The following is a 13,868-nucleotide window of genomic DNA, read 5'->3' on the forward strand; positions in this document are numbered from 1 at the left end:
TGCGTCTAAGAATCGAGCATCTCTGCAGCTATACCACTGCACTGTTCAAGAAGCGCCGCTATCACAATTTGTAGCTTACTCGCATCATACGCACCTGATTCAATGGCTTCAGGGGTCGCCTTATAAAACGCCTTCGCATAGCAATCTTTGTAGTCGAGCGAACCTTGGTATATACCCAGCGACTCCTTGTAATTCGTCCAAGTGACCTGTGGGGATGGCCGGCCCTCCAGCCTGAGGTCGAGGTAACATTCGATAGCCGCCGCGCAGCCGTTGATATCAGCATTCGCAACCCCACTCGGCCCTTTAGCCGGGAAATCGCGCAACTCATCCAAATCAGGGAGCGTCATCACTCTCATGTTCACAGGGAATTTAAAGCGTTGAAGGAGGTTCCGGTAGGTATCAATGCCTTCGGCATCGTTGTCTAAAAGGAAGATTACGCGATTGTGAACATCAATTTTTACCAGCCCTTCCGCGAATTTGGAGAGATTACCGGTACCGGAGAAAGGGTGACGCTCTTCGGTATCGATGAAGCGAAAAAAATCCTTGATATCTGGCCTTAGCAGCGATAGGCCGCGCTTCAAAATGTGAGTATCAGATGTGCCTTCAGTCGCGATTAAATAAGTCTGGGTTCGACGCGCGCTGTCGACGAAATCCTCGTTTTTTGCCCAGCCGGCATCAACGAAGTTGCCGTAATCCCAAACAACATCTTCGTTCAGGTTGGCAGGATTTTCAGCAAGGATCCGAAGGGTTGAGTACGGGCTCAAGAAGCCGATCAGAGTACCGAAGTGGCTGCGCTCGGAATAACCTCCGATGTCGCGGTCAAAAACCCCGCTCGGCAATAGCGAAACCGCTGGATCAGCGGCGAAGCGGCCTTGTCCATGCGCATGTTCGGCATCATAGCCGTCTACATACTCATTTTTAAGGTCCCTCAAAGCATGCGCCTTGATGAAGTCAACAAACTGTTCGAACGTCAAACGCTCGGGCCGCACTTCGGTGGGCTCATACTCGGCGAACTGGTCGCGGTCGAGCACGACCTGCTTTTCATACTCCGATTTGACTGATCCCATTGTGTACCCGAGTAGCTCCAGCCGTGACACCATGGAACCAAGAGTTCGGCAAAAACATAACTCCATTTGGAGAATGCCTTCAGGGCTATGGGCGTAGTTGTAATCAATATTGCCGTGACGACGGAACCGGCGGTCGCTCTCCTGATAGAGCATACCGTGGTCCATACCCATGTAGCCCGTATTATAAGTGAGATCAATATCGCCCACAGACAGTGTGATTGGAGTGCTCATGAAAATCTCACCACCTAGCGTTGATCTGCTATTCATATCCCGATGCTGGCCGCAATGGCGGTACACCAGACATTCTTCAACTTTAGAACCGAGAACGCGCCCGTCGATACCAAACACCTTCCCAAAGCGGCGATACGCAAGCCCCTGAAGACGGACACCATTTTGGTACGCAAAAACTATTACTAGACTTCCGTACCGTGTCATTAACGCAGCCTGTCGAATCTCTGCTGCTGCGCTCCTCGTGCGTATCTACTTCAAAGCAGGAAGCTCCTCAAAACCAGCTGCACCTAACTCGTGTCGCAACTCTTTGATGCAGGAAATGGGCACTGCCAACCAGAACAGATTTCTTGCTCTGGTTACCGCCACATAACCGATACGACCCTCTTCGCCATCGGTGCCTGCCAATAATGCTTGAACATTAGGCTTCTTCGCCACATACAGCACTGCGCCGATGGACTCACCTTTTACCTGATGGACCGTTTCTACCCTGATACCCGGCCCCTGTTTGGCATCYGCACCTTCACCAGCAAGAGGGAGTTCCAGAAGCTTGGTCTTTGCCAACCTGTTACCAAGGGTGCCAACTGCCTTCAATCCAAACTGTTTTTCGATCGTCGCAAGCAGGATTTTAAGATTCTTCACAAGCCTGGGATGCCAATCGGTTTTGGCAATGAGAGTTGAGGACGGCAAACCAGCGTTTTCATTGCGAATAAAGGCCCATAGCAGTCGCCTCAACCGCAGCATCCATCCCTCATGCGGGGCACCTTGTAACTCGGTACTGAGTCCGTGGGGAGGATCATCCAGCAAACCGACGACAGCCCTGCATACACATTTAAAGCATTCCTGATAGCGCCCTTGCTGATCTCGTAGCAACGCCGCTTCACTGAACATGGCAACGGTGCCTTGTCCCGGAGGGACGACCTTTCCAGCCAGCACCACCGCTCGATCAGCCGATCTGCAGATAATTGCCGCATCGTCGTGCTGAATTTTCAACTCGTCGATTCGAGCTTTGAAGGAGTCAAATAGCCTGGGGAGCTCCGAATCTTTGTACCCAATGAAATAAGCTCCCCCCGCCTCGGGATCTCGATCTGGTTTGTCATTCCTGCCACAAAGTCGGTTCGCAATGTCGATGATCGGTGGTAACGAACGATAATTTCGAGTCAGCTTGTATGGGGTGACACCGGCCCGCGCCTCGTAGGTGTGCAGAAACATGCCGTCAGCGCCCGCGAAAGCGTAGATGCCTTGATTGACGTCCCCGATGAGGGACACGGTTGCACCGGCCTTTATCAGGAGTTCCAAGATAGCCTGATGCAGCGTGCCCAGATCCTGAGACTCATCAACGATGATTTGCGGGTAACGGGCTACTAAAGCTCGAAGCACAGCCGGCTGCTCTACCAAGGTTCGATAAACCCAGTAGCGTCCGAGGTCATGGGTGTAAGCGCCTGTGCTGCCTAGCCGTGTGACAGAATCTAGCGCCTTCCAGGTGACAAGGTGTGCTGGCCCTGCGTGGGTATCGACGAAGAAAAACGGACTCCCGTCTTCCATTCCTACCTTTAGTTCCTTGACCGTGAGCGGGCGGTCATCTCCCCCTGGCCAATACTGATAGTTACTTAGGAACGGCTCAGAACCTGCTACGAGGTAGGCAGCCTTGGTCGCTGCCATGGTCCGATAGGCATGAGGTCGAAGTACGTGCTGCGTAAAAAAACCATCCAGCGTGTTGACCTCTACTAGCTTGYGATTGGCATCATCCGGCAGCGCCGACGCGAGCTGTTGATATCCCTTGTTGAACGTGTTGACGGCCACATTGGAGAACGACAACAGCACGACACGACCTCGGCTTTTTTCCATCTTCTGCCGAACTGCGATCAGACGCCTGATTGCGGTAGCAGTTTTTCCGCTTCCAGCACACGCCGTTACTGAAATCGGACCCAACTCGGCGCCGATGACATTTTTCTGTTCATCAGACATCCTCATGCTTGTTCACTCCCTTGCAGACGTGCCGGATTGCTTGCTCCAGGTACTCGGGTACCTTACAGCCAGGATGCTTAGCAATGTGCTCGGCGAGTGCCTGGGCGTAACGGCCTTTCTGCACATTGCTGCTACTATCTTTGCGCTCGAACATGCCGCAAAACAGTGCCTTGGCTTTCGCCGTGTTGTCTGGCTGAGCGTTGACGATCTTGCCCAGCGCCTTGGCAATTCGTGGATGGGGATCGCCGAGAGCCGCCAGCATGGCCTTACGATTCTCCTCAAGAAGCGCCAAGTCATATTCCAGAGTTTTTAAACCATGGAAGATCTTCACAAATGCATCTTCCATACCCTTCATCTTGGTTGCATTGCTGGAGATCCGCACCTCATCCCCAAGGGAAGGAAAGACCTCAACACGCTTGACCTTTTTCTTTTTCCCTCCGACTTCGGCTTCAGCTGGCTCTTCGTCCTCTGGCTGTTCCCCCTCCTCTGGCTCACCAGCCTCTTCCTGGTAGCTAGCCTCAGCAAGAAGATCTTCGATCACTTCATCACTCAATTCACACTGTGCCTTGCCCTGAATCTCTACCTCTTCGAAGGGGTCGGCGTCAGTGATTACAGAAACCGGAATCCGCAAACCTTTTTCGCCGAACAATGGCAGGAAGGAATCGAAATTGAGCCCCTCCACGCTGATAAGGCTGACACCGTACTCACGCAGATCGAGATTTATGAGTTTTGCGAGTGCATCGACCAGCATGAGCTCGGCTGCCCCTTCGACGAAGATCACTCGACGAGCAAAAAACAGCTCGGCTCTGGTTACATCCAGATAGCGTTCGAGCTTTTCGCGCTTCCCCTTCTCAAAGGTTATGTCACGGGGGAAGAACGTCTGCACACCTGCCTCGTTCTCAACCAGACAGACCAACGCCTCAAGCTCTGAGTTACTGGCAAAATTGGGGGAATGGCTTGTGACGAAGAGTTGAACTGATTTTTCGCCCTCACTTTTAGGCACGCTAGCGAGGTAGCGAAGTAAAACCCGCTGCAATTGTGGATGCAGGTGCGCCTCAGGCTCTTCTACAATCAAACTCCGATAGGCAGCATCGGGATTTTTAGCCAGCTCGCTCAGCACCACAGCCATGAAGATCAGGTTGTTGAAACCAAGGCCGTTTTGCTCAATCTCCAACGCCTCTGCAGTGATGGAGAGCCTTGCCGAAAGACGCTGGAAGTCCGTGGCAGTTAGGCCAATAGCAAGCGCCTGCGCCAACTGCTCACCCATCATCAAGCCGTGACGGGAGGAAATTGCGGCATGAGTGCTCTTGATTGATTCGTTCAATTGAAGCTCGTCATCCAGCTTCTTCAGCGCATCATTAATCGTCTTGCGGCCATCATCATCGGTCAAAAGATGAAGCAAGCGGGCCAATTGGCTGTTTCGGCTAGGACGAAGCCCCTGGGCCGCATCACGCAGAGGCTGCAAATAGACGCCTCGAAGGTTCTCCATCATATCGGAGGTGAGCGCGACCTCCTGATGATCGCCGCACCATCTTTTTACTTTGAATCGTCCCGTCTGATCCGCATCGGTGTACCGTACATGGATGTGCGCCTCCATAGCGTTGTCTTCACAAGGTGTTAGCGCCGCAATGAAGTCTGCTTCATCCTCATGGCTGAGTCCTTTAAAGACAAAATGGAACGTGATGTCGCCTGCCGGCTCGCCTTCCTTGGGACGGTGTCGGTCAGAAGTATCAAGACGGGGGTACGGTTCATCATGACCGGCGAGAAGGGTTCGAAGCGCGTCGACTACGGCGCTTTTGCCCACATTGTTTGGGCCTACCAACACGTTCAGTCCCGGCTGAAACTTCAGCTTGGCGTCACGCAATTTGCGGAAGTTCTTGATCGTTAGCTCAGCGAGGTACATGAACGACTCCATCCTTGTTTTGCAGATCAAATCCTATTGAGCTGAAGCGTGCAATAACGGATATGTGATGGATGCTGCCTCAATTGCCTCAAGCTGGAGCAAGGTAAACTGACGTCGAATTGACCCAGTGGCTGACGGCGCGCTGACCCAGAATCGATCAGTGCGCTGATCGGCGACCGCCCCCAAGGCGATGCCATCATCGACCGGCTGCCACATAACGCTTATCGCATCGAGCTACAGAGCGAATCGATGCGCAAACGCATGACGAAATTGAAGACGGCGATCACTTCAGAGTAGGAATGTCAACCTGCGTCAGTGCGCTCCGAATTCCTGTCCGGATGAACGTGGAATGAACATCTAGATGCTCGTGGGCTGAGTGTCCGGATAGCGTGGAATCCGCAGTCAGACCCTCGTCGAGCTCAACAGGCACGAGTTGGCGCCCCTAGTACGGCGGAGGCTGAAGCTGAAATCGAAGCCCGAAAAGCCGCTTTTCACGCTTTTAACCCAGGCGGTACCAAGTTCTTTGTGCGTTGCCTGGATGGCGGCGCCTGGGATCGCCCGTCCCTGTGGGGCATATTCCCGACCGTATATAACGCAATCGAGTGTTGCGATTAAGGCCCGGCCTGGCGCCGAGCTCGCGCACCTCAAGACTGAGTGAGGCTTTGCCGTCCATGCGTTAACCCGGTAACGGCCAAGCTGACGACTGCCAAGGCATTCTGCGTAACAGCGTCAAAGGCTTCGTAAAACACACGCAAGGATAATCTCCTGAACCAAATCGCGTCCCGCTCAACTAGCCGGGCGAATGATGGTGTTCGCGTTATCGAAAAAACCATGACCGTTCAGTAAGCTACCAGCACAGGCGTCGACGCAGTGAGCGACCCACCAAGGATTTCGGAAGAACATGAGTTCGTATGATCTGATCAAAGATCTGGAGAGAAAACTAGCGCTCTACAAAGACACGCACCCTTCGCGTGTGGCCTCTCCAAACTCCCTTCACGAGCGGATCGCTCATTACATTCACGCTGCGCATATCTACCCGAGACCTCTAAACCGAGAGAACGTGACAGCCCTGCTAGAGGGGCGAGATTCCTGGCCAACAGTGGCAGGAGCAGAGTTTTGTCTAGCCTACCCGGTGGACGTCTCGGAGCTTGAACAGGCCCGCGTTATCGCATTCCCGGATGACTATCTGGCCGTACAGCCCAAAGTGCCCTCAACCCCCGACATGCCGCCAAAGCTGCGGCATCAGCTAGATGCACACACCCTTCTGTACGAGCTGCGGTACCTCAACGATGTCTGGGAACCCCCGCAGTTAAGACTTTGCCAAGAAGACGTTACCTCGATCGACCTGGCCTTCCTGCGCGATACCTTTGAATCCCGAGCCGAAGGTTATCGGCTGAAGGTAAAGCGCGAAGACCTGAAAGGCGTAGGCACTTTCCTATGGAAACGACTGATAGACGGCTCAGTCGACCCAGATACCGCTTTTTCCAATTACATCACCAGGATGCGACTGGCCGCTGGCAGTATTGCTATCTTCCAAATCGATTTCGATCTAGATATCGACGTTAAACAGTTCCTTGACTGCGCCTTCAACTATATCGCTGCAGATAAGACACTCTTTGATAGCTGGGCAGACTGCGCAGCCAATGTCGCTATCAGTCACAATAGTGTTAACAACATCATCAAGAAGCCATCTCCTTTAGTGGTGCGGAAAAGACCGGGACAACCTGACGAAGTCAGCCAAGAAGCGGAATCTTATTGTGAGGCTCTTGATTTCTCTCAGCTTGAAAGTATGATCTACAATCTAGCAAGCAGCCCCCCCACCACGCTCATAGAGGGTGCAAAATGGTGGAAAGATGTAACACATTATCGATTCCAAGGGATCGGAGGCATTAGCGAGCACTTAGTTCACTTAATCCTCCAGCGCGAGCATAACCTTTATTCCCCCAGAGACAGCTTCCCTCTCACCCGGAAACTAATCGATTTAGCCCATCGCTCCCCTAAATTGGTCGGAGCCCTGTTCAGTGATATCTATCACCCTCCCTATCTTTGCTTCTTACTCTCGAACCCGAAGACAAACCAATTTGGCTTGATCGGTGTTTATGAAAATATAGAGCGGAACATGCGCCCCATATCAGAATATGCCTCTTATGAGAGGAACTGGAGTGACTTAGTATGGGCTCAAGCTCTTGAACTATTTTACAACAGCTACGAGCAGTATGTTCGCCTACCAGCCCTACCCGAAGCTATAGATCAGCTTTGCGAAATGATCGCCTGGTTCGCCAACCACGAGATCAACTACAACTCTCGTCACAAGTTAATAGCAGACACTCGCCTGCCTAGCCTCCAAAAGACCATAAGTACCGTGAGGTACTTGGATGATTCAAGACAAGTTAGGTACCTCATAGAGGATCACCGCCAAATACTCATCAATCGTGCGCACGAACACCTTCAGAAGGCTCGTATAGGGGACCGATATCTACCCCTCGGAGGGTGGCTGATTTTATTCTGGTGCCTTGACTGGGATTTGGCCTCATCCAAGTCACACCATAATTCGAGTACCCATGCACTTGATGCATGCGGGGCATTGATCGATAGCTACCTAGGACTGCTGTATGACCGCCTGAATGGTGACACGAATGCAGTTGATGACCCGCTCGCATTTGATGAGCTTGAATGGCTCAACGTCTATATAAACGCATTAGCCGAGCAGCGCGAACGCTGGATCAGTGCTCTTGATGATCAACCTGCGATCGATTCAGGTGACCCCGCCAAAGAAAAAAGAGACACCGTATTCGCTGCTCGCATGCACACCCGATTGCTACTGAAACTTTTCACGCAAACTGAGTACACTCCAGAGCACGCAGTGGAGAAGCGTATTTTTGCAAGTAAGCTCATGGGTATTATCGAACGCTTTGGCTTCTATTCAGAGTGGCAGTCTGGAATTTTCGATTATTTGCATGATAACTCGGACTACAGCCCTATAAAACTATGGCCAACAGTTTGCAATGTAGCTAACAATTTTACTCCGATAGAATTTCAAGAGCTAATTGCAATTTTGCGGCGAAGGGAGGCCCCCTTAAGAGCGCTATTTATAATGCTAGAGCGTACTACTGCATATGAGAACAAGAAACTTGTAGTAGGACTGATAGCTGAGCGCAATCTAGAAGACGCGGCAACCAACTGGACCCCCGAAGCCTTCGATATCATCCTGAAAGCCGCTAACAATGGTCAGATGAAAATTGCCAGGGAATATCTAGACTACGCCAGGAAATACTCTCACAAAACTTTCAAAAACAAGATTGCTGAAATATCTGCCAAACTAGACCTTAAAGACATATTTGACAACAAGAAGCTGCCAGACCAGGAAAAAATCAATAGACTATGCTTATATAAAATATCCAGCGAAGAACAACAGATCACCAATGAAGTTCAAAGCTTCAAGCGATACCTGATTGCTTCCCTCACAATGTTTGTGGATCATGCCAAAGCACTGGACATGTTCAGCAGTGTGCTCGATGTAGAACAGACACTACAGAACGCGACGGGTTTGATCAAAGTAGCGCTCTCTTGGCCCACTGACATTGCTCGACCCGAACCACTTGAGTTTTATTTAAAGCGCTGGTTGGACACCTATCAAAAAACTTTCAAGACGGATCTCGACGCCAAACTCAGCGATGTTGAGCTAAATTACATTCTTCAGCTCTGCTTGGAAACGGAAAATTTCGACGATTTCAAACGATTCTGGAATGTGGCATCGCCCCAGCAGCAGAAGGCCTATGAATTAGCTCCACTGAGGGCAGAGTATCTCAAGCGTATGAGAAGCGCCGAAGAAGCACTGTCTTATCTCCAACAGATACGTATTACTCATCGATCTTTCCCACTCGATGTAGAAGAGAAAATCGCTGCCATTGAGAATAGCCTCAGGAGCACCGGCACCGTGGGCCTCTCTAAGCCTCAGCCAATCCTCAATGCTGAGATTGACTCCTCTCATGACAAGCTGCGTCTTGCATGGCTTACAATCAAGGACATGAACGCATACGATCAAAGTCAAATATTTATGAATGCCACAACAAATATTGATAAGTACCTGTTCGAATTGGTAGAGCATGTGGGTCGGGAGTTACTGAAACGTAATGGAAATCTCCAGCGTAAAAAATTGGCTCCAGCGTCCGCGAGCACGATCATGCTCGATGAGGAAGACATGATTAACGACTGGTTTGTATCGCTCGTATGTCAACGCATGAGTTTTCTTAATTGGACGATGCCGGATCAGTCACGTACTGGGCGCTCAGGCAGCGGTAAGGGTGTCGGCGAGACTGATGGTTGGGTACGGGATGGAAGGGGAAACCCGGTTTTCCTATTTGAAGGTTTTAGGCTTGGGAACTACATCGACACTACACAAATTGATGAGCACCTGAACAAGATCGGCAGATATAACTCCATGGGTATGAGTACGGTATTTGTAGTGATCTATGTCGCTACGGAAAACTTCTCACGGCTGTGCGAATCCTATGTTAGACATGTTGAGAAATGCGACTACAGAGACTTTGACGATGATTACAAAAGCGGATTACAACTCATAACAACACAGGGAAATAGCTTTAACGCCAGATACTATAAGGAAACACGTAAAATCAATCAGAGTGATGTAAACATCTACCACCACTTGTTACATCTCAAACCACCCATGGACAGTGATGAGGGTTGATTTGAAGGATTTGGAATGAGAACTCCATCACAGCACAAGGCTGCGAAAAAATTTGAGTCGGCGACCGTGTCCTATTGCAGCAGCTGCAGAGCGAGGTTTGCTCGGCTCTGCGCTTTGGTCGACGCCCATTGGGGGAGCACAGGGCCCTTTTTCGCCCTCTTCGTAAGTTACTGATTTTATTGAGGGCTCCGGACCGCTTAAAAAAAGAGGGTTCAGATACCCAGCGTCAGGGTTGATCTTGCTCCAGCACGCGCTCGGTACAATCTACATGGCAGAAGCCCTCATCTTGAGCGGCCGCAGCCTATAGGGACATCAGCTACCTCCAGAGACAGAATCGGATTGCTGGTGACCAGAACAGAGCTGTCCGGAGATACTTCGATCAGCTCGTCCTGATGCACGACGCGAATACTTTGCTCGCCCACCTCGAAGACCTCGGGGTAGGAGTAGACACCCGTGAAGTCGGCAAGCCCTTCCGCCCCCTCGTAGACCAGTCCCTCAAGCCGCAGCAGCTCCTCGAGCGGTTTGGGACCGGCCTTCAACGAACCGACTATCAGATCGGCGTTGCGCAGCAGAAACTCGTGCACTTGCTCAGCGTGGTCATCCACCTGGTCGGTCTGGCGGAACGAGAGCTTGGTTGGAGCGGGAAGACTCTGGGCATAGAGTTTCGATAGATTGACCTCACCAGCGATAAGATCAGGGCTGAAGAACGTGAAATCTGGGGCCCAAGGAACAAAATCGGCAGTTGCTGACTCAAGCTGCTCGAGGAACCCATCTGCTCGCGAATGCAGTGAGTTGACGAGTTCCAGGAAGCCAATCGACGGGTTGCCCCCATTCAAATACACTTCTGGCGGTCTTGAGAACACTGCTATTCGCAAGGCGGTTTGCGACATTCTGGAGGGCGGCGAAGAGGCCTTCCGCGAACGCGCACGTCGATTGAGGATTAGGCTGGATCGCTAACGGCTGCAGCATTGAGCTCTCGATGCATAGATTGATTGTCCGATGTTTGGGAACAAACATCGGTTTTCCTCACCTTGATGCTTTGCACCGGTACGGACGCAAATTGCACCTGGGTGTGACCCCATCGACCAACGGAAGGATGCAACAGCTCCAATGACGGCCTCCGCTCCTATAGACACTACGGGCCTGCTCACCATATTGGGAGTCATCGCCGCCGTGTGGGCGCTCATCTCTCCCACTAACCGACTCCGGCTTCGCTTCTGCACGACCTGGGTGGATTGGGTCGTGGGTGGATCAGTGCTTTTTCTTGTCCACTACTTGGTGTTCGCCCCGGCCTTGGTGCAACTTGGGTTGTACTACAGCTTGGGGCCTTGGAAATGGGGGCTCGACAGTTCCAGTGCGGTGTATCTGCTGCTGCTCTCGGTGGCGCTCTACTTCTTTTGGCGAACCCGCTTTCCGACACTGGCCCGAGGGCGAGTTCACGTCTTTCGTGAGCTGATCGAAAATCTGCACCTGACGAAACGCTACGACGAGCTGGTGCTGCTGGTCGAACCCCAACTGCCGACACTCATTTCCCTGACCCAGCAACAGTCTTGGCTGGTGCGCTGGATCGAAAACCGGGGCAATTCCAAGAATGAACTGGCTGCGCTCCTGCGTGGGGAAGCCCCTAAGTCCCCTTCAGCCTGGCGCAAACAGTGGCGCCGCGTGTTGCAAACATTGAAATCAAGATGCGCGGAGCGAGACCAGGCCAGCCTACAAGCCCGGGAGATCCTGTTGAATCTGCTCACCTCACCTGACTTGATCGTTCACTTGGCGCAGGCGCACCCACATTTCTGCCTCAAACTGCTGGAGACTGACGAAGCAATACGCTCCGACTTCATAGCGCATTACATCGAAGCATTGCTGGACGCGCCGGGAAGCCGTCTCTATGTCGAGCTGAAAAACAATCAAAATCTAAATGGTGGAAGCCGCTTGTATCTGCCGGAAAGCAATCGGTTACTTCGTTTTTTTTTCGCTGATGCAGCCATGGCGGTGAAGAACGGCTTGGAGGCGGCAATAGGTGACTCAGTATGCCGCCGCTTGGATGAAGACCGGAATTTGGCCGAGAAGCTTAACCAGCCGCTGGGCTCCTACCAGGAGAGTGGGCGGTTTCGCTGTCCAATCAATTCCGGCATCACGCTCTTTGAGATCATGGTGCACGAAGGCATCCATCAGGGACTCCAAGACCATATGTGGCTGCACTACTTTGACGACTTCGCCGAAAAGATCCTCAAGCAAATGTCCGGACCACCCGACGAAGATGCCTATCAGGAGTGGCCGACGCCCTTTCACTATATCCTCTATCGCCTCGTCAGCATCGCCACGGATTGGGCTGAGCAGTGCGTGCGGATGGATGACTCTGAAATCCCGCAGGCAACGCGTTCTGCCGGTAATTTTGATCGCCACTACATCTCCAAGGAAACTACTAAGGTGCTTGGCGCAATGCTGCAAGACATCATTCCGAGTGAGAAACTATCTGCTTCCTTCAAGACGTATCTGCTAGAAATCGCCATTCGCAGCCATGTGCAACTCCAGGGCGATCCGAAGATGGCGGATGTTGCAGCGTCATTCCTGACCGCCGTGATCCAGGGGGCCAACTTGCCAACGAAGGTCGCCTACCGGCAAGAGCTTCGGAATGTATTCGGAAGTTTAGATCACGTTCTGAGGGACAACGCATCTGCCTTTGAAACAGCGCTGGATGCCTCACTGCCTTGACCCTCTACTGCGCTCAGGTGTCCGCCGCACGGGGGTGAGCCGTGATGATGGATGACACCAGAGTTGAATCACTCATTCGGCATGTCGGACGTTGACTGTGGCTACTACTTGATTGAGGCCATAGCCTCTTCGCTCATCGCCCTCGTCAATGAGTCGCATCATGGCCTCGCGCAGTTCGCTCGACACGGGTGTGCCGGCGTCCGTGTCGCGAAAGTAGCGCATCACGGTGCCCGCAACGATGTCGGCCAGCTGCACGCCGATGGCCTCATGCGATTGCGCAAACTCGATGCTGGCTTCTTCCTCGAAGCGGTAGTCAGACTGCGGGGTGTAGGGCAGATCCACGGAGCGGCTCAGGTTTTCGGCCGTCATTTTTCCCTGGCGCAGAATGTTCTCCACCTCCAATTGCTGGTCGTGTACCAAGCGGATGCCGGCCAAGCGCCTGCTGTAATAGCGATTCATCCTAGCGTAGATACTCGTGAATGACGTCAGGTTCGGCAACATCCAGACCTGTTTCGCATGCTTGTTGAGATCGGGGGGCGGAAGAAACCGCGACCAAGCCTCGCCACCGTTATCACGTTGCTCGCTGTATTCGGCTTCAGCCTCCTGCACCATGTGGGCAATGCCTTCCGCGATTTGCACGGCCGATCCGGTATAGCCCAGATTTGTAGCCATGTCGCGCAGCACGGCGAATGAGGCGCGGAGCGTCGCGTCACCCGGCGCCAGGCACGAGGCGACGAATGTATCGAGGGCACGTTCGGACGCGTGAAAGTACAGGAAGTCTGCCACCGTGTTCTTGATGAAGTGGAGCTTTACCGACTCGGTATAGCCAAGGCATGCTGGCAAGAGTTGGAACGAGGTGATGCTGGTGCAGATAAAAAAACGCTTGTCGACCACCTCGATGAAAAGCGGAGCGCGCTGATCAAGCAATCCATGGATGACTTCGGCCGAAAATCTTGGCTTGGCTGTCAGCGACTTGGACTTGAGTTCGCCGGCAGAAATGCGGTGACGGCTTCGCAGCTCATTGATGCGATCGTCCCAGTCATGACCGTCCTCAAGACCAATGCCGGCCAGGGCAAAGTAGGGCTGGCCCTTGAAGTCGTAAGCATTGCCGCTGTTGATCATGTCCCCGCTGTGGCCGCTTTCATCAATATAGACGGTAGTCATGTTCTGTCCCTGAAATGATTCGCCTTCGGATGTATAGCGCATTCTGAGCGCGCGCTCGACCTAGTGTTAAGGATCGGGCGCGTTTGCGCCTTTCTTTGAGCTGGCGGCTTTTGGTGCC

The 13,868-nt window shown here is 52.5% G+C and carries 7 protein-coding genes; 2 read left to right on the forward strand and 5 right to left on the reverse strand.

The features are described from left to right. Positions 1–5 precede the first annotated feature (5 nt). The 3 genes from AC1D2Q_RS06070 to AC1D2Q_RS06080 all read right to left on the reverse strand — a co-directional run bounded on the left by AC1D2Q_RS06070 (position 6) and on the right by AC1D2Q_RS06080 (position 5,166). Positions 6–1,298, reverse strand: a complete 1,293-nt coding sequence (locus AC1D2Q_RS06070) for a HEPN/Toprim-associated domain-containing protein (protein WP_477812583.1) — start codon at positions 1,296–1,298, stop codon at positions 6–8. A gap of 249 nt (positions 1,299–1,547) precedes the next feature. Next, positions 1,548–3,263 carry a UvrD-helicase domain-containing protein gene (locus AC1D2Q_RS06075; RefSeq protein WP_477812584.1) on the reverse strand — a complete coding sequence of 572 codons (1,716 nt, stop codon included), beginning with the start codon at positions 3,261–3,263 and terminating at the stop codon, positions 1,548–1,550. Beyond that, on the reverse strand, positions 3,256–5,166 hold the full coding sequence (locus AC1D2Q_RS06080; RefSeq protein ID WP_477812585.1) for an ATP-dependent nuclease: 1,911 nt from the start codon (positions 5,164–5,166) through the stop codon (positions 3,256–3,258). Before AC1D2Q_RS06080 ends, AC1D2Q_RS06075 begins: the two co-directional genes overlap by 8 nt. Positions 5,167–6,067: 901 nt before the next feature. Here AC1D2Q_RS06080 and AC1D2Q_RS06085 point away from each other — a divergent pair. Further along, positions 6,068–9,874: a hypothetical protein gene (locus AC1D2Q_RS06085; protein WP_477812586.1), complete on the forward strand. Its 3,807-nt coding sequence runs from the start codon at positions 6,068–6,070 to the stop codon at positions 9,872–9,874. Positions 9,875–10,155: 281 nt separating this feature from the next. Here the strand turns inward: AC1D2Q_RS06085 and AC1D2Q_RS06090 are convergent, their stop codons facing one another. Further along, positions 10,156–10,710: a hypothetical protein gene (locus tag AC1D2Q_RS06090; protein WP_477812587.1), complete on the reverse strand. Its 555-nt coding sequence runs from the start codon at positions 10,708–10,710 to the stop codon at positions 10,156–10,158. Positions 10,711–10,984: 274 nt separating this feature from the next. On the opposite strand from AC1D2Q_RS06090, the gene AC1D2Q_RS06095 reads away from it, so the two are divergent. Then, entirely contained in the window at positions 10,985–12,586 is a 1,602-nt protein-coding gene (locus AC1D2Q_RS06095; RefSeq protein WP_477812588.1) for a hypothetical protein, read from the forward strand. Positions 12,587–12,658: 72 nt separating this feature from the next. On the opposite strand, the gene AC1D2Q_RS06100 is transcribed toward AC1D2Q_RS06095, so the two are convergent. Continuing rightward, complete coding sequence (locus tag AC1D2Q_RS06100; protein WP_477812589.1) at positions 12,659–13,750, reverse strand: DUF3800 domain-containing protein; 1,092 nt, start codon at positions 13,748–13,750, stop codon at positions 12,659–12,661. Positions 13,751–13,868 lie beyond the last annotated feature (118 nt).

It is taken from the genome of Pseudomonas sp. P1_A1, from assembly GCF_056406935.1.